Source organism: Streptomyces sp. CLCI03, from assembly GCF_053615355.1.
Genome location: NZ_CM132132.1, coordinates 8,341,960 through 8,362,630, shown reverse-complemented (window position 1 = coordinate 8,362,630; position 20,671 = coordinate 8,341,960). Strand labels below are relative to the sequence as shown.

The window sequence follows — 20,671 nt, the reverse complement described above, 5'->3', positions numbered from 1 at the left end:
GGTCCGGGTCCGGTCCGATGGGTGGTTCTCCCCTTCCCCGTGCGACGGGAGGGGCGTGACGCCCGGCGGTCGGAGTCGTTGAAGGGGTAGGTCGGCGAAGTGCACGAAGGCCCCGGTGTCGATGTCGGGGCCTTCGTGGTGTCCGCCGGTACCCGGCCGAGGCCGGCGGGTGTCCGGGGCTACGCCTCGGGCGTCCAGGGGGTGACGGCGGGCTCGGGGCCTTCCAGGGCCTGGCGGAGCTTCTCCTTCAGTGTCTTGGGCGGGGCCTGGGTCTCCTCCCGTGTGTGGACGAGACGGGCGACGGTGACGCGTATGTGGCATTCGCGGTGGCGCTGTCGGAGCCGGACCAGCCAGCTGCCGTCCGGGGTGAGGAAGGCGTCGCGGGCGGGGGTGTCCCCCACTCTCGCGTGGCGGGCCAGGAGGGCCGGCAGGTGGTTGAGGGCCGCTTCCTCGGCCGTGGCGAGGGCCTGTTCGCGGGTGCCGTCGACCAGGTGGCGGGCGGCCAGTGTCCAGCGATGGAGTTTGAATTCGACACCGTCGGCGTGTCGGGTGGTCCGGGTGTCCTCCTCGATGAGGACGTACCACTGGTCGGTAGTCATGGCCGGAGCCTAGGCAGTCGGGAACCGGCTCGTGGATCCGGCCCCCGTGCGACGACTTCGGCCGCGTGGCGGGTCCGGTCGTCGGCTCCCGCGGCGGGGGCGGGGGGCGGCCGGGCGTGACGGGTGTCGGCTGGGCGGGGGGGGGGGGTGTCAGGTCCGGTGGTGCGGGGGTGTCAGGTCCGGTGGTGCGGGGCGATGGCGAGCATCGCGACGTCGTCGTGGAGGGTGCGGGCGTGGCGGGGGAGGTCGGTGTTGAGGAGGTCGACGACCTCGGCGGGTCCGGGTGCCGGGCGGCCTTCGAAGCGGTGGCGGAGCCGCTCCACGAGCGGGTAGAAGTCGGCGTCGGTGTCGCGGGCCTCCACCGGTCCGTCGGTGACCGGCAGGAGCACGTCGCCGTGGGTGAACCGGTGCGTGCACACCACCGGCCCGTCCGTCCGGATCAGGGCGCCCAGCCCGATCGGCGGCGCCGGTGGGCCCTGCAGGGTGCGTACCCGGCCCCGGGAGATCGGGACAGGTTCCACGTGTCCGTGGTTGGTGACCGTCACCCGGTCCGTGCGGCTGTCGTACTCGATGAGCACGGCGGTCGCGAACAGTTCGTCGTCGTGGATCTCCTCGGCCTCCCGGACCAGGCCCCGTTCCGGTCGGGCGGCGACGGCCGGCAGGTCCCGGGCCTCGTGGGCGGCCTCGCGGAAGCTGCCCAGGATCGTCGCGACCGTGCGGACCGCCGGGAGTCCTCTGCCGCGTACGTCGCCGATGATGGCGCGTTCCCCGGCCCGGGTGGCGCGGATGTCGAAGAGGTCGCCGCCCACCGTGGTCCCGGCCTCGCTCGGCCGGTACAGGCAGGCCGCGAGGACGTTGCCGACCTGGTGCGGGACCGGCTGCAGCAGGGCCCGCACCAGGGCCTCGGCGACGGAGTCGGCGTGGACGAGGTGGCGTTCCTGGCCGCGGCGGTGCGCGGCGAGGGTGGTCGCGAGGATGCCCGACGGGGGCGGTGGCGATGTCGGCGGTGACGTGGTGGGTCTCGCCCAGGTGGTGGGTGATCGAGGCGAGGAGGCCTTCGAGGAGGATCGCGAGGACGGTGAGCGCGGCGACGACGGGGCCGTAGGCGTACGCGGCGATGGCGGGCAGGGCGATGAGGAAGAAGCTCACCCGCCCACTCCTCGTGGACGGTGATCTCCAGGAGGAGGACGAGGGCGACGTAGAGGAACGGCAGCCATCGCATCCACCGCGGTGGTGGGGTGGGCCGGAAACCTTCGTCGGTGTCGGCCGTCAGGGGCGGATCCGGGCGGGTGCGTCCGGCGCCGGGCGGTGTGTACGGGGCCACGCGCCCACGGGACCTGTGCACACGGGCCTCCTGACACGAGCGTGATCGACTGTCACGGCGTGAGGAGGAAGTCGGGTCGAGGCGTCGATTACGCCGAACGCGGCATGTTGCCGGACGGGCGGGCGTGCGGGAGGTGTTCGGGGATCGGCCGGCCGGTGCGCGCGACCGCCCTACGCCGCCACGTCGTGTGCGGCGCCGGGTGCGCGCCGGGGTCGCGTGCCGGGGTCGCGTGCGGTGACCCGGCCGGACGGGGGCCGGTACGGGCCATGCTCGGCTCCCCCGTGGATCCGGACCCGCCCGGGACGGCGGGGGCCTTCGGGCCCTTCGCCCCGTGATCCCGAGCCGGGCCGGACCGCGGGGCGAAGGCCCGAAGACCCCGGTGCCTGCCGCCTGCGGACCGCACATGCCCGTGAACCGAACACATGCCCGTGAACCGCACACGAGGACGGGCCGGGTCCGGGGCCGGCCCGGGTGCGGGGGTGGGCCGGGTCGTCAGTCGGACTGCAGTGCGGCCAGTCGTCGGGCGAACGGGACGGTGCCCAGGCGGTTCGCCGGATCGGTGGAGGTGATCGCCCCGGTCGGGGAACGGGGTGCGAGCGCGGCGGTGGTGTCGACGTCGGGCGCGGTGTCCCGGGCGGTGGGGTGCGCGGAGCCCATGGCGCGGGCCAGTTCCGTGCCCGCGCGGGTGATCCTCCGTGCCAGGCCTTCCGCGCCCCAGTCCTCGGAGGCCGCGTACACGGCGGTGGGTACGACGGGGGCGCGCAGGTGCGTGAAGAGGGGGCGCATGGCGTGTTCGGTGACCAGGCTGTGGCGGGCCGTGCCGCCGGTCGCGCCGACGAGGACCGGTGTGCCGGTGAGGGCGTCCTTGTCGATGAGGTCGAAGAACGACTTGAACAGGCCGCTGTAGGAGGCGGCGAAGACCGGTGTCACGGCGATCAGGCCGTCCGCGGCGGCCACCGCGTCGAGTGCGGCGGCCAGTTCGGTGGGTGGGAAGCCGGTGACGAGGTGCTGGGCGATCCGCGTGGCCAGTTCCCGCAGTTCGAGGACCACCGGTTCGGCGTCCAGGTGGTCGAGCGTCGCGGCGGTGAGCCGGTCGGCGAGCAGGCGGGTGGAGGAGGGCGAGCTCAGCCCTGCCGTCACGACGAGGAGTTTCACGCCTGCGCCGCCTGTCCTACGGCGCGTCGGGCCGCCGCCACGCGGGCCGGGTGGGTCGGCGCGTCCGGCACGCCGGCCGGGCGCAGACTCGCGAACTCCTTGCGCAGGACGGGTACGACCTCCTCGCCGAGCAGGTCGAGCTGTTCCAGGACGGTCTTCAGGGGCAGGCCCGCGTGGTCCATCAGGAACAGTTGGCGCTGGTAGTCGCCGGCGTAGTCGCGGAAGGACAGGGTGCGTTCGATGACCTGCTGGGGGGATCCGACGGTCAGCGGGGTTTGGGAGGTGAACTCCTCCAGGGACGGGCCGTGGCCGTAGACGGGGGCGTTGTCGAAGTAGGGGCGGAACTCGCGGACGGCGTCCTGGGAGTTTCGGCGCATGAACACCTGGCCGCCGAGGCCGACGACGGCCTGTTCGGGGGTGCCGTGTCCGTAGTGGGCGTAGCGCTCCCGGTAGAGGTTGATCATCTGTTCGGTGTGGGAGGCGGGCCAGAAGATGTTGTTGTGGAAGAAGCCGTCGCCGTAGTAGGCGGCCTGTTCGGCGATCTCCGGGGAACGGATGGAGCCGTGCCAGACGAAGGGCGCGACGCCGTCGAGCGGGCGGGGGGTGGAGGTGAAGGACTGCAGCGGGGTGCGGAACCTGCCCTTCCAGGTGACGGTGTCCTCGTCCCACAGCCGGCGCAGCAGGGCGTAGTTCTCGATGGCGAGGTCGATGCCGTCGCGGATGTCCTTGCCGAACCAGGGGTAGACCGGACCGGTGTTGCCCCGGCCCGTCATGAGGTCGACGCGGCCGTCGGCGACATGCTGGAGCATCGCGAAGTCCTCGGCGATCTTCACCGGGTCGTTGGTGGTGATCAGTGTCGTCGAGGTGGACAGGATCAGGTTCTCGGTGCGTGCGGCGACGTAACCGAGCATGGTCGTCGGCGAGGAGGGGACGAACGGCGGGTTGTGATGCTCACCGGTGGCGAAGACATCGAGGCCGACCTCCTCCGCCTTCTGCGCGATCGCGAGCATCGCCTTGATGCGTTCGTGCTCGCCCGGCACACGTCCGGTCGTCGGGTCGGCCGTGACGTCACCGACGGTGAAGATCCCGAACTGCATGGCTCCCCTACCCTTCCAAGATTGTTGACTGTTCAACCATACCTGGGAACGGGGGCCGGCCCCGGCGTATTCCCGGCCGGGCCCCGGAAGGCGGACCACCCCCGTCCCGCCCGGCGGACGGCCGGACGGGACGGGGGCGGGCGGTGGGTGGCGGGGTGGTGGGGTGGTGGGGGTCAGCCCTGGCAGAGGCCGCGGGTGTGGTCGTACGTCGCGGCGGCCTGGGAGTAGCGCCACTGCGGGTCCAGCAGGTCGCTCTTGAGCTGTCCGGCCGCGGTCGGGCTCTCGACGACGTAGCCGAAGTCCTGGAGCCAGGACGGGTAGAGGTTCTTGGAGCCGATGTAGAAGGCCGCTCCGTCGACCGAGACCAGCTTGTGGTGCTGGGCGTAGGGCTTGCCGTCCGCCCAGGTGGGTCGGTCGGACGCGCGGAACGTGGCCAGTTGGAGGTTCTCGCACAGGGCGGTGCGGGCGCGGCCGCCGTCACCGGTCAGGGCCGTCAGGCGGCCGCGCAGGGCGTCGCTCACCTCGTTCAGCGACTTGATCTGCGAGTAGCCGCCGCTGCCGATCGTGCCGCGGTTGGCCGGGTCGCTCACGACGATGCGGACCTTCACGCCGGAGGCGAGCTTCGCGGCGAGGGCGTCGTAGAGGCGGACGTCGTAGCGGGGCAGCGGCGGGCAGGTGGCGTGGACGTCCTGCTGGGAGATCTCGATGTGCGAGGTCGCGCCGGAGATCAGGGCGCGCAGGGCGCTCTCCTCCGGGTTGACGGTGTCGTAGTCCCGGTCGGCGTTGGTCCGGTCCGCGACCCCGATGCCGCACCTGGTGTCGGCAGCGGTGGGCAGGACGGGGCGGAAGGAGGAGGTGGGGTCGCTCTGTCGGATTCCGACGCCGAGGCCGCCGACGGCGAGCGCGGGCACGTCCCCGCCGCCCGCCGGGGCGGCGGGCCGGGGCAGGGCGGGCATGCAGTCCGCGCCGGGCGAGGCGGCGAACCAGACCGAGGCCCAGTTGCCCTTGTTGCGGCAGGTCCAGTCCCACAGGGTGTCCAGGTAGCGGCCGGCGGAGCCCGCCGCCGGTCCGGTCAGCGCGAGGTCGACGTCGGCGACCGGGTGGGTGGTCTCGAGGTAGTCGCCCTTCCAGCTGTTGACGCCGCCGGTGATCACCGAGGTGCCGTCCACGACGACCAGCTTGGAGTGGTTCCAGGAGAACGCGGTCTTCGAGGTGGTCATCGAGGCCACGTTGAGTGTGACGTTCGCCGCGGCGGCCGGGCCGAGCTTCGCGAGCAGCTCGTCGCGGTAGGACGAGGGGATCACGGTGGAGTGGTAAATGGGCGCGGCGCCGACCATGACGCGGACCTTGAGCCGGTTGCCCTTCTGGGTGGACTCCTTCAGGCCCGCGACGATCGCGTCCTGGTAGCCGCCGTCGGGGAAGGGCGCGAGCGTGGATATGTCGACCGTGTCCCGGGCGGCGGCGATGTCCTGGCGCATCTTGTCCAGGAGGCGGCGCGAGCCGGGCCGGTCGGTGCAGGCCGCGTCGCCCCAGCAACCGGGGGTCTGGAGCAGCCAGTCGGCACCTCCGGGGACGGAGGAGCCGAGCCGGTTGCCGGCGGTGCGCTCCCACACCGAGCCCTCCAGGCCCGGCGAGACCTGGCGCAGGGCCTGCTCGACCGAGTCCAGGTACGGGGTGGGCGCGTCGGCGGCGGACGCGGGAGCGGCCGCCAGAAGAGAGAGGGAGAGGGAAAGGCCGAGAGCGAGGGCCGTGGCGGGGACGAGGGCCGCCGCAGTGACGGTGCGTGCCAATGTGGTTCCTTGACTGGGGTGGGGGTGGCTCCGGCCGGGAGCGTGGTCGACCACACCCCGACCTTGATCAACTCCCGTAAGTTACCAGCACGTAGCGCCCTGTTCGCCCGTCCCGGACGAGTTCCGGCCACACCGGGCGAGGGGCAGCGCGGCGGTCCGCGGGGGGTGCGGGGGGCCGCGGGGGTGCGCAGGGTGCGCGCGGGCGGGGGGCGGCGCGGGGGTGGGCGGGCGGCGCGGGGGTGGGCGGGCGGCGGGCCACCGGGAACGGCCGTCCCCTTCCTCCCCGCCGCCGGGCCGCCGGACGAGCAGGGGCGATGGTCCGGCGGTCCGGCGGCGGTCCGGTGGGCGGGGGCGGGCGGGCGGTCCGGTGGTCCGGCGGCGGGCGGGCGGTCCCGATGCCGGGGGACGGCCGCGACGCCAGGGGCGGCCGCCGGATCGGTCTCACCGTCGGGCGGCACGACACGGAGCTCCCGCTCGCACACTCCTCGACCGCGATCGGCCACCCACCCCTGCCCACCCCCGCCCGCCCCCGGGCGGCGTCGGGCGGCGTCGGGGGGCGTCGAGGGGCGTCGAGGGGGGCGGGGGGCGTCGTCGGATCCGGCGTGCAGACCGTGCGCGACGGCGTGGTGGGCGTGCGGGCGCCCCCTCGCTCCGTCAGGAGGCGGCCAGGGCCTCCAGCGTGGGGACCATCTCAGCCGGGGTCGGCAGGGCCGCGTTCTCCGCGCGGAGGCGGGCGGCCGCCTCGCGCAGGGCCGGGTCGGCGGTGAGGCGGGCCAGGAGCGGGGCGTCGACGTCCTCGGAGGCCGAGCGCAGGGCGGCGCCGGTGGCGGTGAGCGCGTCGGCGTTGGTGAAGTGGTCGGCGCCCTGGGGAAGCAGGAGTTGGGGCAGGCCGGCCTGCAGGGCGGTGAGCAGGGTGCCGGAGCCGCCGTGGTGGATCAGCGCGTCGCAGGTGGTCAGCAGCTCGGCGAGCGGGACCCAGGGCAGCGGGCGGACGTTGTCCGGGAGGGTACCGAGCGGGCCGAGGTCGGCGTCGCCGACGGCGAGCAGGAACTCGGCGTCCACCGACGCGGCGGCCTCCATCAGGCGGACGATGGCGCGGACGCCGTCCAGCGCGGTCAGTACGGTGCCCAGGGTGACGGCGACGCGCGGACGGTCGCCGCGCCGGAGCAGTCCGGCCGGGACGGTGCCGCCGCCGTTGTAGGGGAGGTAACGCACGCGCAGGCCGCCCGGGTCACCGCCGAGCGAGGCGGGGACGATGTTCAGCGCGGCGGGCTCGGCCGGGCCGGCCACCTCGTACCTCTCGTACGCCTCGGTGAAGTGGGCGGCGAGCCGGGCGACCATGTCGAGGCCGGAGGTCACACCGAAGTTGTGGACCACCGACGGGATCCCCACCTTGGCGGCGACCAGCGGGGCCGAGGCCTGGAAGGAATCGTGGACCAGCAGGTCCGGGCGCCAGCTCTCCGCGGTCTCCAACAGACCGTCCACGGTGGAACGGGAGACGAGCGCGAAACCGCGGGCCGCCCGCTCGAGGATCTGATCCGTGGTCATGTCCGGTGCGACGTAACGCATCTCCTGGTCCGAGAACTCCTCGAAGACGTCCATGATGCTGCGGCCGTCACCGATCTCCACGATCGGAAAACCGGCCTCACGCAGGGGGCCGAGCGGCTGCGAGCCCGCGAACAGCACCTCGTGACCGGCGGCCCGTAAGGCCTGCGCGGTCGGGACCATCGGGAAGAGGTGGCCGGCCGCGGCCGGTCCGGTGAAAAGTATGCGCACGGGTGTGTCTCCATCGCCGTCGGTCTACCGGGTCCAGGGGCCGGCGGGCACACCCCGCCTCCCCTTCCGGAACAACCCCCGGACGTACGCGCGACGTTCCCCCGAAAGGATCGACAATCGGACGTTCTCCACACGAGCCGGCCGGACGCAGTACCGTGCCGGAACGGGCAGGCCGGGGCGGGCCGGAACGGTCGGGGGCGGGCAGGCCGAGGCGGGGCGGGCCGGGGGCGGGTGGCGTGTCCGTGGGGCGGCGCCGCTACGATCCGGGGACGGGCGGGGCCGTAGCGCAGAGGTCGACGCGCGCGGTCTCCAACACCGCGAGGACACCGGTTCGACTCCGGTCGGCCCCGCCCTCCCGGCGCGTGCCGCTCCCCCACCCCCCCCCGGCCCCTGTCAGGATGGACCGTGACCGAATCTCGTGCATGGACGGCCCCCCGATGCCGCGGCGGCAGGTCCCCCCTCTCCCTCTGGTCGAAGGACTCGATCCTGTCGATCGGCTCCGTGGGCTCGATCCTGTCGATCGGCTCCGTGGGCTCGATCCTGTCGATCGGCTCCGTGGGCTCGATCCTGTCGATCGGCTCCGTGGGCTGCGCGCTGTCCGCCGCCTCCGTCGGATCCTCCCTGTCCGTGTTCTCCACCGCCTCCTGGCTCAGCACCGCCTCGCTGCTCTCCGCACGCTCACACGGATCGGTACTGTCCTGGCATGCACGCGACGGCTTCATGACGACCGGCACGACCAACGCGACCGCGACCACCACCGGACTCACCACCGCCGGACTCACCGCGGTCGGACTCACCGCGGTCGGACTCACCGTCACCGCGATCGCGCTGCACCTCGGCGGGCGCCACACCCGCTGAAAGACGCCCCACCCCCACCCCCACCTCCCACCTCCCGGTCGTGGGGGTCAGGGGGTGGGCGGGGTCCGGTCGGGGCGCGGGGCAGCCAGGCCCCCGTACACGGCCCGGACACACGAGAACACCCCCGGTCGGGGGCGCGGAGCGGCCACGTACACGGGCCACGGTCCGCGTACGCGAAACGCCCGGCCGGAGAACCGGGCGGGCGTGTGCATGCGCATGCGGGCCCGGCCCGCGGCCGGGTACCAGCGGTTCGGCGGAGCAGAGGTTCCAGGCGCCGACCGGGCTGCCGTAACCGTCGTCCGCACGGTCCGGACCCCACCCGCCACGGGCCCGGACACGCAAGAACGCCCGACCGGGAACCCGGACCGGGCGTGTGCATGCGTGCCGGCCGCTGCCGGCCGGCTCAGTACCAGTGGTTGGCGGACCAGAAGTTCCAGGCGCCGACGGGGCTGCCGTAGCGGTCGTTCATGTAGTCCAGGCCCCACTTGATCTGGGTGGCGGGGTTGGTCTTCCAGTCCGCGCCGGCGGAGGCCATCTTCGAGGCCGGGAGGGCCTGGGCCAGGCCGTACGCGCCGGAGGACGGGTTCGTCGCGGTGTGGTTCCAGCCGCTCTCGTGCGAGATGATCTTGTCGAAGGCGGCGAACTGGGCCGGGTCCTTGATCATCTGCTGCGCGATCGCCTTGGCGCTCGTCGGGGCCGCCTGGGCGGGAACCGTGGCGAGCATGGAACCGGCGACACCGAGGGCGACGACGGTGCCCGCGAGGGCCTTCCTGGAAGCGGCGATGCGGCGGATGTCGGTGTTGGACACGGAAAAAACCTTCCACAGGGAACAAGGGCGGTCGCAGACACGTCGAAGACGTGATTGAGCCACTCACACGGTGGAGAGGGGTTCGTCGGCGGCGGGTGGAACACCCGGACCGCCTGGCGACACATCCAGTACTACAGACCCCCCACCCCTCCAGGCAACGAGCCCACCTACTAACAACCCTCGCAGTCCAGGACCTGACACCCCACCCCCACCCGAACCCGAACCCCCAGCTCACACCCCCACCACCCACCCCACACAGGCACCCACACCCACCACTAACCACCCTCGTATGTGACCCACGCCCTATGGGACGCCTCACCCCGCAAGAGGCCGAATCTCACCCAACGCCACCACCCCAACACACTCCACACCCGAACCACCTCACCCTCGAACCACCCCACAACCACACAAAACCAAGACCAGAGGGCGGGCCCGGGGGTGGGAAACCCGAGGCCGTAGTCACGAAACCCAAGGCCCCCGGCAGGCCAGGAACCGCGGGCGGACCGAGGACCGCAGCCGGACCAGGGACCAGGTGTGGGTAAACCGGGGGCGGGGACCCGGGGACCCGGGGACCGCGGGCGGGCGGAGGCTGCGGGCGTTGATCTGCACGGCACACCCGCATAGGCCCCACACCCCACCAGACCCACCCCCGGCCCAGACCACCCCGCCCGACTCCGCGCACCGAGCGAGGCGGCACCGGAGCTACAAGGGAGGGTGAGGCCTGGCGGTAGCGGCATGGACGCCTCGGTGGACGGAGTCGGCGAAGACACCGATACCGACGGTGAACGCTTCGACGCTCGCATCCGACACCGGCCCTGAGCACCGGCCATCGGCCGGGCCCCTCAACCGCCCGCACGCAGCCCCCGCCACGTCAGGCCGCAAGGACACGGCCACCTGCCTCACACCCCACCTCGCCAGGATCCCGATCCCCACCCGCCCACCCACACCCCTCCCCCCTCACGCGCGCACGCCGAACCCCGCGACACGAAGGCAACCGCATCAACCACACCCGCCCCCGCACAAGGAACTCGCCCACGAACCCGATGCCAGGCGGACCACTCCCACCACCGACCCCACCTCCACGCCCCCCAACCCGGGCAGGCGACCCCCTGAACATCAAGACCCCGATCCACACACCGACGACACCACCCGGAACGACCCGGGACAACCCGGCCCCAGTAACAAGCAAGACAACGCCGAAGGAGAAGCCCCGCCCCCATCACAGGGCCGGCGACGTCCAGAGCTGATCACGCCCACTCAGACCCACGACCCGGTCCAACAGCGGAACGTCCTCCGACACGGGCACGACCGGACCGAAAACACACCCACCCCGCCCCCTCCCCCACAGCCGTCGACAGGACCACACCGACGGCCCACGTCCTCACCCCGCACAGCCCACGACCGGCAACCGGCAACCGGCGACGACACACACCACGAACCGGCAGCCACCGCACCCCTACCGACAACCCAAAACCGACGCCACCCAGCCCCTGACGGCGACGCATCCTGAGCCACACCATCCACCACCCACAATTCCTGGACCGCTCGCGGACGCGGTCCTGGGCGGTCGACGTACGCCTCAGCTGACCCGAAGTCCGACCGCCAGCGTCAGTTCGAGGACCCGCTGCGGCGATGCGAGATCCGGAAACAGCTCCCGCAGCTGCGACATCCGGTACCGGACTGTCTGGGGATGGACGAACAACGCCCCCGCCACCTCGTCCCGCCTGCCCTGGTGCAGCAGCCACGCCCGCAACGTCTCCTCCAGCCGCCGTGCCGTCGCGACAGGCAAGGTCCGCAACGGTGCGAGGGCTCGGGCGCGCAGGTCCGCGAACGCGTCCGCGTCGGCGCTCAGCACCAGCTCGGGCAGGTGGTCCTCGGTGTCGCGAATGTCGGAGGAGAGGGAGCGCGCGCGTACGGCTCGTGCGTACGAGGCGGACGCACGCGTCCATGGTCGGGCCGGGCCGACCACGGCGGTGCGGTCGGTCAGCTGCCGCAAGAGATGTGATCGGTCGGCATCGGGGACGAGCAGCACACCGGTGGCGTCCGGCAGATCGTCGAGGACGAGGGTGCTCGGGTCGAGCGCGCGGTAGGCAGGCCGGGCCTGGGCGGCTGGCAGTAGGACCACGGTCAGCGAAGTCGGCGGCTGCCACCCGGCCCGTTGGACAGAGGCCAGCAGTACCTCCGGGCTGGCGCCGGCGAGGAGTTCGCGGGCCAGGTGTTCCAGGTGGCGCTCGTGGGCCCTGCCCCGGGCGGCCAGTTCGTCGGCGTGGCCCGCGGCGCTCGCGGCAGAGAGCTCGTCGATGTAGGCGAAGGTCAGCTCGGCGAACTTGGCGACCTCGGCGGCGGGCAGACCTACGGGTACGGCACCCGCTGCCAGGCATCGCCAGGCCACGCGGGCGCCGACGCGGTAGGCACTGAGCAGAGCGTCCATGGAACGGCCGTCGCGTACCTCGCCGCGGCCCAGCTCGTAGGCCGCGTCACCGGCGTCGCCACCTGTGGCGTTCCCGCTCGCGAGGTCCAGGTAGTGCCCCAGGGCGGTACGGACGGCTCGGCGGATGGTGACGCCCATACGGCCCGAAAGGGCGTTGGCATAGGGAGGCACCTCGTCGATGATCGCCTGGACGACCTCATCGGCGGTGGTCGTCAGTACGCCCCGAAGTGCTGTGACCGTCGTCTCATCCAGGGCCAGCTCGCTGGCCCTCCGGACTGCATGGCTCACGTTTTTGTTCCCTGCGAACAATCGAGCTGATCAAATTTACGTCCTGCGGTCAGGACTTTACCCCTTGAGGCGCAGCAAGCTGGCGTCATGACAAGTACAGCCCTCCGCAGCAGGGCGTGGAAACTGCTGGAGATGGTCACGACGCCGCTGTTGCCGTCGGACTACCTCGACCTGGTCAGCCCGCTGCGTGCGGGCGCTGACCTGCGTGGGCGCATCGAGGCCGTGCACCCTGAGACGGGTGACGCCGCGACCATCGTGATCAGGCCGGGACGGGGCTGGCGCGGCCACACGGCCGGTCAGTACGTACGGATCGGGGTCGACGTCGACGGGGTGCGCCTGTGGCGCGCCTACTCCATCACCTCGCCGACGAACCGCCAGGACGGCCGCGTCACGATCACCGTGAAGGCGATCCCGGACGGCAAGGTCAGCAACCACCTGGTCCGCAGGGCGAAACCGGGCACCCTGATCCAGCTCGACCAGGCAACCGGTGACTTCGTGCTGCCGCAGACCAAGCCCGCCAAGGTGCTCTACCTGACAGCAGGCAGCGGCATCACGCCCGTGATGGGCATGCTGCGCGACATCGAGTTCGACGACGTCGTCATGGTCCACTGCGCGCCGCAGCCGCAAGACGTGATCTTCCGCAACGAACTGCACGAGCTGGTCGCGGACAAGAAGCTGCGGCTCACCGAGGTGCACACCGACACGGACGGCATGCTCGACATCGCCCGTCTCGACGAGTTCGTGCCTGATTGGGCCGAGCGCGAGACATGGGCCTGCGGGCCCGCGGGCCTGCTCGACGCCGCCGAAGAGCACTGGACCGAGCACGGCGTACAAGAGCGCCTGCATACCGAACGCTTCCGCCCCGGCATCATCGCCACCGGCGACGGCGACAGCGGCGGCGAGGTCACGTTCAGCGCCACCGGCAAGACCGTCGACGCGGACGGCGCCACGCCGTTGCTGGACGTCGGCGAGGAAGCCGGCGTGCTCATGCCCTCCGGGTGCCGCATGGGCATCTGCTTCGGCTGCGTCACGCCGCTCAAGGCGGGCGCCGTCCGCGACCTGCGCACCGGCGAGATCACCGAGGCCGAGCCGGGCGTCCTCATCCAGACCTGCGTGTCCGCCGCGGCGGGCCCCTGCGACATCGAACGGTAGGAGCACCTTGACCGCCATCGACCCCACCGCCCACCTGACCGCGGAGCAGATCGAAGAGCTCGGCCGGGAGCTGGACGCGATCCGCGACGAGGTGATCGCCGACCGCGGTGAGAAGGACGCCGCCTACATCCGCAAGGTCATCTCGGCGCAGCGCAGGCTCGAGCTGGTCAGCAGGGGCGTACTGCTGTTCTCGATCTTCCCGCCCGCGTGGCTGATCGGCACCGCCGGACTGTCCGTCGCGAAGATCATGGACAACATGGAGATCGGCCACAACATCCTGCACGGCCAGTGGGACTGGATGCGGGACCCGAAGATCCACTCCACCACCTGGGAGTGGGACCACGTCTCGCCGTCCGACCAGTGGAAGCACTCGCACAACGAGCTGCACCACACGTACACCAACGTGATCGGCAAGGACAACGACCTCGGCTACGGCATCATGCGCGTCGACGAGGACCAGAGGTGGCACCCGTTCCACCTCGGCCAGCCGCTGTGGAACTTCATCAACGCCTGCTTCTTCGAGTACGGCATCGCGGCGTACGACCTGGAGCTCGGCAAGAACCTCCACAAGCGCCGCCGGAAGAACCCGGAGTTCCGCGCGCGGGCCAAGGCCGTGGGCCGCAAGATCCGTAAGCAGGTGCTCAAGGACTACGTGATCCACCCTCTGCTGTCGGGTCCGTCGTTCCTCCCGACGCTCGCCGCCACGTTCACCGCGAACCTGGTCCGCAACATCTGGACCCACTCGGTGATCATGTGCGGGCACTTCCCCGAGGGCGTGCAGGTCTTCGAACGCCGGTCGATCAACGGCGAGACGCGCGGCCAGTGGTACCTGCGCCAGATGATGGGCTCGGCGAACATCAGCGGCAGCAAGGCCATGCACTTCATGACCGGCAACCTGTCGCACCAGATCGAGCACCACCTGTTCCCGGACCTGCCGAGCAGCCGGTACGCCGAAGTCGCGGTGAAGGTGCGTGCGCTGTTCGAGAAGTACGAGCTGGAGTACGTCACCGGGCCTCTCCCCAAGCAGGTGTTCTCCGCGTGGCACAAGGTCTTCCGCCTCTCGCTGCCGAACAAGAAGCCCAAGGTCGAAACGCCGGTCCGCGAGCAGGAGCTCGTCGCGGCCTGAGTCGGATCTTTCGGCCGTACCGGCGGTGCCGCCGGTACGGCCAGCCGCATGGGAACAGGTCTGCGCCTGCCGCCCGGTGCCTTCTTTCGGCGCGGTTCCGTCGCCGCCGGGAACCTCCCGGCCTTCTTGGCTCCACTGCCGCTCGCCGGCGTCGTAGATCGGGAATCCGACACCCGACCACCACCGGGAGAGTCACAGGGGGTGACGGGTATACCCGCCTGCCTTGGGCTGGCGGTTCGGGGCCGGGCTCCGGGGACGAGCGGCACGCGGTGTGTGTTGGGCAGGTCTTCAGGGACGGCACCGCGTACGTCGACGAGTGACAGCGGGAGGGTCGTCGGGGCGCAGCTCAAGGTCGGTCGGGCTCGCTCGTGACCGACCCTTTCCCGCAGGTGGCGCCAAGGCGGGCACTACGGTCCTACCGCGGGACTCCGCGTTGTCGCGATGAAGGGCGGAGTGGTCGTCGTGGCCACGCTGTTGGGGCGGCAGGAGTTCGACTCGCGGGTCGAGTTTCGGGGCTTTCCGTTTCAGGAGTCTGACGACAGCGTGGCGACCGTTCCCGGGCGGCTTTGAGTGGGGCGTGTTCTGCAGGCACACGTACTCCGGTTCGATCTGTTCGGCGCCGGCCACACCCATACCGCTGCCGTCACGGTCAGGGTCTGGGACAGCCGCCCCGATACCGAGGCCGGTGACTGGGATGAGCCGGTTGAGATCGTCTACGAGTCCGTCACCGGGGATGTGGCCGTGCCGACTCGCTCTTCGTTGTGGGGAGCTGGGTCGCGCTGAACATCCTGGGCGCCGCAGCCGCGTTGTAACGCCGTGCGGCGGCCAACGCCGAGCTCGCGGCGTCCTCGCCCCGCTCGGCGTGTGCTGTCACCTACTGCTCCCAGCAGGGTGGCCCCGGCGCATCTCCAGACGCGCCGCAAACCGCGGCAGGACTCCAAGGGCTCTGCCGCGGCGGCGTCCCGGCCGCGACGACGGCCGCGATCTCGCCCCCGAGGCGGGCGACGAGCGCGGACGTGAACACGTTGGCACGCCAGAAGGGGACCGCACAGTCGGAGGTCTGATCGCGCCAACCGACCCGGTCGAAGATGCGCCGACCTTCGGCGAGGTACCGGCGGATGGTGAGGTGGTCGCCGCACAGGGCTGCCGTGCGGGCCTTGCCGATGAGGGCGATGGCCCCGTCGGCGAAGACGTCGCCGATCGGCGCGGCGGCACCTTCGCAGCCTAGGGCGATCTCGACCCCGGACCCCAACCGCGACCGCGACATCGACGCCGGTCAGGCCGGTGATGAAGTCGACCCTCTACGCCGGGGACGGTCCTCCGACCGAGTGGTCGCGCGGGGCCCCGCCGCAACGGAACCGGAACTTGGTATGGACCTGACAAATAGGGTCGGCTAGCGTAGCGCTCGACACTCTGTGAGAGCGCTCTCAAGCGTTCAACCCCCCACCCCAGGAGGTCTCGTGAAACACACCACCCCCTTACGCGCCGCCATCGCCGCCCTGCTCCTGACCGTCGGCCTGGGCGCCGCCCACACCGGCGTGGCGAGCGCCGTCCCGCTTCCGGAGCCCGCCGCGGCGTCGTCCGCCGCAGCGCCGTCCGCCTCGGCCGGGCTGCTCGACGCGATGCGCCAGGACCTCGGGCTCACCGCTTCCCAGGCCGAGGAACGGCTGAGCGCGGAAAAGGCCGCCGCGGCCGTGGAGAAGGCCGCACGGCACGCCGCGGGTGGTGCGTACGGCGGCTCGTGGTACGAGCCTTCCACCGGCCGGCTCGTCGTCGCGGTGACCGACCGCGCGGAGGAGTCCGAGGTGCGGGCACTGGGCGCCGACACCCGCCTCGTCCGGCACAGCGCAGCCGCGCTGGACCGCGCCAAAGCGCGCCTGGACACGCTGCCCGCCCCCACCGGGGTGGCCGGCTGGCACGTCGACCCGCGGACCAACAGCGTCGTCGTCACGGTCGTACGTACCGAGCGGGAAGCCCCCGCCGTACGGGCGTTCGTCGACCGGGCCAGGGCCGACGCCCCCGCCACCGTCACCGTCACCGAGACGGCGCAGGCGCCACGTACGTACGCCGCGGGCACCGTCGGCGGCGACCCGTACTACACCGGCAACGTCCGCTGTTCGATCGGCTTCTCCGTGTACGGCGGCTTCGTGACGGCTGGGCACTGCGGGCAGGCGGGGGCCGCCGTACGCGGCTGGGACGGGTCCGCGATGGGCACCTTCCAGGGATCCTCGTTCCCCGGCAACGACTACGCCTACGTCGGCATCCACAGCGGCTGGTGGACCGTACCGGTGGTGCTCGGCTGGGGCACCATCCCGGACCAGCTGGTACGCGGCTCCGCCGAGGCACCCGTGGGCGCCTCGATCTGCCGGTCGGGGTCCACGACGCACTGGCACTGCGGCACCGTCCTCGCCAAGAACGAGACCGTCAACTACAGCCAGGGCGCCGTCCATCAGATGACGAAGACCAGCGTCTGCGCCGAGGGGGGCGACTCCGGCGGCTCGTTCCTCAGCGGGGACCAGGCCCAGGGCGTCACCTCCGGCGGCTGGGGCAACTGCTCGTCCGGCGGCCAGACGTGGTTCCAGCCGATCAACGAAATCCTCGGCCGCTACGGTCTGACGCTGCACACCGCCTGATCCTGCACTCGCTCGAAGTCGGCGCGGCGACCGGCCGCCGCGGCAGGTCCATCTCACGGCCACGGGTCCTTCCGGGTGCGGGCACCCGGAAGGACTGTCGCCCGGCCTCCCGTACGGGGCCGACGGCGCTGCTCGTCTACGTGTCCGTGGTGTCGCGGACCAACGCCGGTGCACCGATCGACGGGGGGGCTCGGCGCCGGACACCGGCACATGAACGAGGAACCGTCGGTCGGGGCCGGGTTCGCGGCCGGGAGCACGCGGTCCGGATGCCGCGCGGAGTACCCCCGGCGGCCGTCCGGCCGACGATCACGTGAGGCTCCGATTCACACCTCTCTGCATCAAGGCAGCCTTAAGAGATCGTTAAGCCGAAGTCCACCAGAGAAAACCGCAGGTCAGAGGGGTACGAAGAGGGACGTCTGACGTTGCCATGATGGTTACCCCTCCGTAATACTCGCCATCTCAGGTGACATTGCGTCACGCGTGGGAGCGCTCTCATACCCCTCTGTCACCCTTCACGACGCGCCCGACCTGCCCCCCTTTCCCATCCCTTTCCCCTCCCCCACCCAGACAAGGAACCATGCCCATGGCTGCTGCTCATCGCGCACGTCGCCGCTCACTCGGCGGAGTGGTGCTCCTCGTGACCACCGCCCTGGTCGCGGCGGTGCTCATGTCCTTCACCCGTTCTGTCGCCCCGAACGCCGGTGCCGCAGTGGTCGCACAGGCCTGGTCCGACGAGTTCGACGGTGCGGCCGGCCGCGCTCCTGACGCCGCCAAGTGGACGCTTGAGACAGGCGGTTCGGGATTCGGCAACCACGAGCTGCAGTACTACACCAACAGCACCTCGAACGCCGCGCTCGACGGCCAGGGCAACCTCGTCATCACCGCGCGGAAGAACACCGACGCCGGCCTCGGCTGCTGGTACGGGCAGTGCCAATACACCTCGGCCCGGCTGAACACCGCCAAGACCTTCACCCAGGCGTACGGCCGCTTCGAGGCCCGCATCAAAATCCCCCGCGGCCAAGGCATCTGGCCCGCCTTCTGGATGCTCGGCAACGACCTCGGCAGCGTGGGCTGGCCCAGCAGCGGCGAGATCGACATCATGGAGAACATCGGCCGCGAACCCAACACCGTGCACGGTACGGTGCACGGCCCCGGCTACTCCGGAGCGGGTGGCCTCGGCGCCGCGTACAGCCTGCCCGGCGGCCGCGCCTTCGCCGACGACTTCCACGTGTTCGCCGTCGACTGGAGCCCGAACTCCCTCGTCTGGTCGGTGGACGGCACGACGTACAAGACCCTCACGCCGGCCGACACCGGCGGCAACAAGTGGGTCTTCGACCACCCGTTCTTCATCATCCTCAACCTGGCGGTCGGTGGGGACTGGCCCGGCAGCCCGGACGCCTCCACGTCCTTCCCGCAGACGATGACCGTCGACTATGTCCGCGCCTCCTCCGCCGGCGCACCCGCCGCACGCCAGATCCGTGGCATCGGCGGCATGTGCGTCGACGTCGCCGGTGGCTCCGACGCCGACCGCACCCCCATCCAGTTGCACGACTGCACCGGCAGCGCGGCCCAGCAGTGGACCATCGGGGCAGACGGCACCGTCCGCGCCCTCGGCAAATGCCTGGATGTCGCGGGCGGCTCCACCACCGACGGCGCCGTCGTCCAGCTCTACACCTGCAACGGCACCAACGCCCAGAAGTGGACGTACACCGCCGCTCGTGACCTCACCAACACAGGTGCGGGCAAGTGCCTGGATGCCAAGGGCAACTCCTCCGCCGACGGGACCCGGTTGCAGACCTGGACCTGCACCGGCGCCGCCAACCAGAAGTGGACGGTCGGCTGACCCACCAGCCCCACCGCCCTCCCTCCTTTCCCCGTTCCTGCGTCCCACCGCTCCGCTCCCCCGCCCGACCCACCGAAGAACGGACCCCCACCGTGCCGGCTCGCCACCAACGAACCATGCCCCGCAGAAAACTCCTCGCCGTGACGGCGGGCCTGGCCCTGGGCGTGCCCGCCGCGGCAGCCTGGCTCGAGATGAGCGCCAACGCGACCACCACCGCCACGCTCCCCCTGGACCTGGTGAACACCACCGGCAACGACACGGTGTACGCCTACGTGCTCGGTCGTGACCCCGCGGCCGGCGGCACCTGGGCCTTCGTCCAGGCCAACGGCTCCAGCCTGTACCACCCTCCGGCTCCGGCCAACGATCAGACCCCGCTCGGGGTGGACTGTGCCATCCCGCTCAACGCGTCCGGCGCCGGAGCCCGGAGGGTGACGCTGCCGCGCCTGGACAGCGGCCGTATCTACTTCTCCGTCGGCGCGAAGCTCACCTTCCTGGTGAACCGCGGCGGCGGTCTGGCCCTGCCATCGGTGAGCAACCCCACCGACCCCAACGCGAACGTCGCTCATGACTTCTGCGAATTCACCTTCAACAGCGACCAGTTGTACGCCAACATCACGTTCGTCGACATGGTCTCGCTGCCGATCGCCTTCCAACTGGAGACCGGGCAAGGCACCCAGACGGTGCGCGGGCTGCCCGCCGACGGACTGTCCCGGGTCGCCGCCGCGCTGCGGGCCCAGTCCGCCGCGGACGGCAGCGACTGGAGCCGGCTGATCGTCACCGCGGGCGGCCGCGACGTGCGCGTACTCAGCCCCAACCTGGCGATCCGCGGCAACAACGCCTTGTTCCGCGGCTACTTCGACGGCTACGTGGACGAGGTGTGGAACAAGTACCGCTCCACCGACCTGCGCATCGACACCCAGTTCACCTGGGGAACCGTCACCGGCCGGGTGAACGGCGACGTCCTCGCCTTCCCCGGAGTCGGCAGCTTCGCCAAGCCGTCCACCCTTTCGATCTTCTCCTGCAGCGACGCGCCCTTCACCACGGGCAACGACCTGATGGGCAATATCAGCGCACGGCTCGCCGCCGCCTTCAACCGCACCACCCTGCTGGACAACCCCCACCAGCCGACCGCCGAGAAGCCCGCCGCCTTCTACACCCGGCCGCGCACCAACCACTACTCCCGCATCCTGCACGACACCACCCCCGACCATCTCGGGTACGCCTTCCCGTACGACGACGTGCACCCGGCCGGAGTCGACTTCGAGGGCAAGGTGCAGTCCGGCACCCCCGGCCGCTGGACCATCACGGTCGGCGGTGTGGCCGGGGGCGGCACACCAGACCCCACGCCGACCGCCACCGCCACGGGCGGCGGGGTCAGCGCCTTCACCACCATCCAGGCCGAGGCGTTCAACGCCCAGTCCGGAGCACAGGTCGAGGCCTGCTCCGACGGCGGGGGCGGATCCGCCGTCGGCCATCTGTCCAACGGCGACTGGCTCAAGTTCTCGGCCGTCGCCTTCGGCTCCACCGGCGCCACCCGCTTCGACGCCCGCGTCGCTTCAGGGGCCGCCGGTGGAGTCAGCGGCCTGGTCCAGGTCCGCCTCGGCAGCCCCACAGCCACCCCGGTCGGCGGCTTCGCCGTCGCCAACACCGGCGGCTGGCAGGCCTGGCGTACCGTCCCCGCCGACATCCGCCGCACCACAGGAACCCACGACGTCTATCTGACCTTCGACAGCGGCCAGTCCTCCGACTTCGTCAACGTCAACTGGTTCTCCTTCGCCTAAGGCCTGTTGT

The 20,671-nt window shown here is 71.5% G+C and carries 15 protein-coding genes, 1 tRNA gene and 1 pseudogene; 7 read left to right on the top strand and 10 right to left on the bottom strand.

Going from position 1 to position 20,671, the window contains the following annotated elements:
• Positions 1–179 precede the first annotated feature (179 nt).
• From ACWG52_RS38630 to ACWG52_RS38605, 6 genes are all read right to left on the bottom strand, one after another.
• The gene (locus ACWG52_RS38630; RefSeq protein WP_389815778.1) at positions 180–599 is read right to left on the bottom strand and encodes a hypothetical protein; all 420 of its coding nucleotides are present in this window, start codon (positions 597–599) and stop codon (positions 180–182) included.
• 173 nt (positions 600–772) lie between these two features.
• Positions 773–1,495: a PP2C family protein-serine/threonine phosphatase gene (locus tag ACWG52_RS38625; protein ID WP_389815781.1), complete on the bottom strand. Its 723-nt coding sequence runs from the start codon at positions 1,493–1,495 to the stop codon at positions 773–775.
• 920 nt (positions 1,496–2,415) lie between these two features.
• Entirely contained in the window at positions 2,416–3,078 is a 663-nt protein-coding gene (locus ACWG52_RS38620) for a CE1759 family FMN reductase (RefSeq protein WP_389815783.1), read from the bottom strand.
• Complete coding sequence (locus ACWG52_RS38615; RefSeq protein ID WP_453127371.1) at positions 3,075–4,175, bottom strand: LLM class flavin-dependent oxidoreductase; 1,101 nt, start codon at positions 4,173–4,175, stop codon at positions 3,075–3,077. Before ACWG52_RS38615 ends, ACWG52_RS38620 begins: the two co-directional genes overlap by 4 nt.
• 173 nt (positions 4,176–4,348) lie before the next feature.
• On the bottom strand, positions 4,349–5,965 hold the full coding sequence (locus ACWG52_RS38610; protein WP_390168705.1) for a phospholipase D-like domain-containing protein: 1,617 nt from the start codon (positions 5,963–5,965) through the stop codon (positions 4,349–4,351).
• A gap of 654 nt (positions 5,966–6,619) precedes the next feature.
• Positions 6,620–7,741 carry a glycosyltransferase gene (locus ACWG52_RS38605; protein WP_453127369.1) on the bottom strand — a complete coding sequence of 374 codons (1,122 nt, stop codon included), beginning with the start codon at positions 7,739–7,741 and terminating at the stop codon, positions 6,620–6,622.
• Positions 7,742–8,016: 275 nt separating this feature from the next.
• Here ACWG52_RS38605 and ACWG52_RS38600 point away from each other — a divergent pair.
• Positions 8,017–8,091, top strand: a tRNA-Trp gene (locus ACWG52_RS38600).
• Positions 8,092–8,146: 55 nt separating this feature from the next.
• A complete protein-coding gene (locus ACWG52_RS38595) occupies positions 8,147–8,599 on the top strand; it encodes a hypothetical protein (protein ID WP_453127367.1) in 453 nt (150 codons plus the stop codon).
• Positions 8,600–9,002: 403 nt separating this feature from the next.
• On the opposite strand, the gene ACWG52_RS38590 is transcribed toward ACWG52_RS38595, so the two are convergent.
• The 3 genes and pseudogenes from ACWG52_RS38590 to ACWG52_RS38580 all read right to left on the bottom strand — a co-directional run bounded on the left by ACWG52_RS38590 (position 9,003) and on the right by ACWG52_RS38580 (position 12,126).
• The gene (locus tag ACWG52_RS38590) at positions 9,003–9,407 is read right to left on the bottom strand and encodes an aggregation-promoting factor C-terminal-like domain-containing protein (RefSeq protein ID WP_453127365.1); all 405 of its coding nucleotides are present in this window, start codon (positions 9,405–9,407) and stop codon (positions 9,003–9,005) included.
• Positions 9,408–10,626: 1,219 nt separating this feature from the next.
• Positions 10,627–10,740: pseudogene (locus ACWG52_RS38585) on the bottom strand (TIGR03086 family metal-binding protein); the annotation flags it as partial.
• Between the two features lie 246 nt (positions 10,741–10,986).
• Entirely contained in the window at positions 10,987–12,126 is a 1,140-nt protein-coding gene (locus tag ACWG52_RS38580) for a PucR family transcriptional regulator (RefSeq protein ID WP_390168701.1), read from the bottom strand.
• A gap of 87 nt (positions 12,127–12,213) precedes the next feature.
• Between ACWG52_RS38580 and ACWG52_RS38575 the strand changes: the two genes are divergently transcribed.
• A complete protein-coding gene (locus ACWG52_RS38575; protein ID WP_390168699.1) occupies positions 12,214–13,278 on the top strand; it encodes a ferredoxin reductase in 1,065 nt (354 codons plus the stop codon).
• A 7-nt stretch (positions 13,279–13,285) separates the two neighbouring features.
• Positions 13,286–14,404, top strand: coding sequence for a fatty acid desaturase family protein (locus ACWG52_RS38570; RefSeq protein WP_390168697.1), 1,119 nt, complete (start codon positions 13,286–13,288; stop codon positions 14,402–14,404).
• Positions 14,405–15,278: 874 nt separating this feature from the next.
• On the opposite strand, the gene ACWG52_RS38565 is transcribed toward ACWG52_RS38570, so the two are convergent.
• The gene (locus ACWG52_RS38565; protein ID WP_453127362.1) at positions 15,279–15,671 is read right to left on the bottom strand and encodes a hypothetical protein; all 393 of its coding nucleotides are present in this window, start codon (positions 15,669–15,671) and stop codon (positions 15,279–15,281) included.
• A gap of 193 nt (positions 15,672–15,864) precedes the next feature.
• On the opposite strand from ACWG52_RS38565, the gene ACWG52_RS38560 reads away from it, so the two are divergent.
• From ACWG52_RS38560 to ACWG52_RS38550, 3 genes are all read left to right on the top strand, one after another.
• On the top strand, positions 15,865–17,037 hold the full coding sequence (locus ACWG52_RS38560; protein WP_389815811.1) for a S1 family peptidase: 1,173 nt from the start codon (positions 15,865–15,867) through the stop codon (positions 17,035–17,037).
• A 583-nt stretch (positions 17,038–17,620) separates the two neighbouring features.
• The gene (locus tag ACWG52_RS38555; RefSeq protein ID WP_389815813.1) at positions 17,621–18,880 is read left to right on the top strand and encodes a family 16 glycosylhydrolase; all 1,260 of its coding nucleotides are present in this window, start codon (positions 17,621–17,623) and stop codon (positions 18,878–18,880) included.
• 116 nt (positions 18,881–18,996) lie between these two features.
• Positions 18,997–20,661 carry a glycoside hydrolase family 64 protein gene (locus ACWG52_RS38550; protein WP_389815816.1) on the top strand — a complete coding sequence of 555 codons (1,665 nt, stop codon included), beginning with the start codon at positions 18,997–18,999 and terminating at the stop codon, positions 20,659–20,661.
• Positions 20,662–20,671 lie beyond the last annotated feature (10 nt).

Bases quoted from the DNA above. Each gene is read 5' to 3' on its own strand.
- ACWG52_RS38575 (WP_390168699.1), top strand. From the start codon at position 12,214: ATGACAAGTACAGCCCTCCGCAGCAGGGCGTGGAAACTGCTGGAGATG.
- ACWG52_RS38555 (WP_389815813.1), top strand. From the start codon at position 17,621: ATGGCTGCTGCTCATCGCGCACGTCGCCGCTCACTCGGCGGAGTGGTG.
- ACWG52_RS38550 (WP_389815816.1), top strand. From the start codon at position 18,997: ATGCCCCGCAGAAAACTCCTCGCCGTGACGGCGGGCCTGGCCCTGGGC.
- ACWG52_RS38630 (WP_389815778.1), bottom strand. From the start codon at position 599: ATGACTACCGACCAGTGGTACGTCCTCATCGAGGAGGACACCCGGACC.
- ACWG52_RS38565 (WP_453127362.1), bottom strand. From the start codon at position 15,671: ATGTCGCGGTCGCGGTTGGGGTCCGGGGTCGAGATCGCCCTAGGCTGC.
- ACWG52_RS38615 (WP_453127371.1), bottom strand. From the start codon at position 4,175: ATGCAGTTCGGGATCTTCACCGTCGGTGACGTCACGGCCGACCCGACG.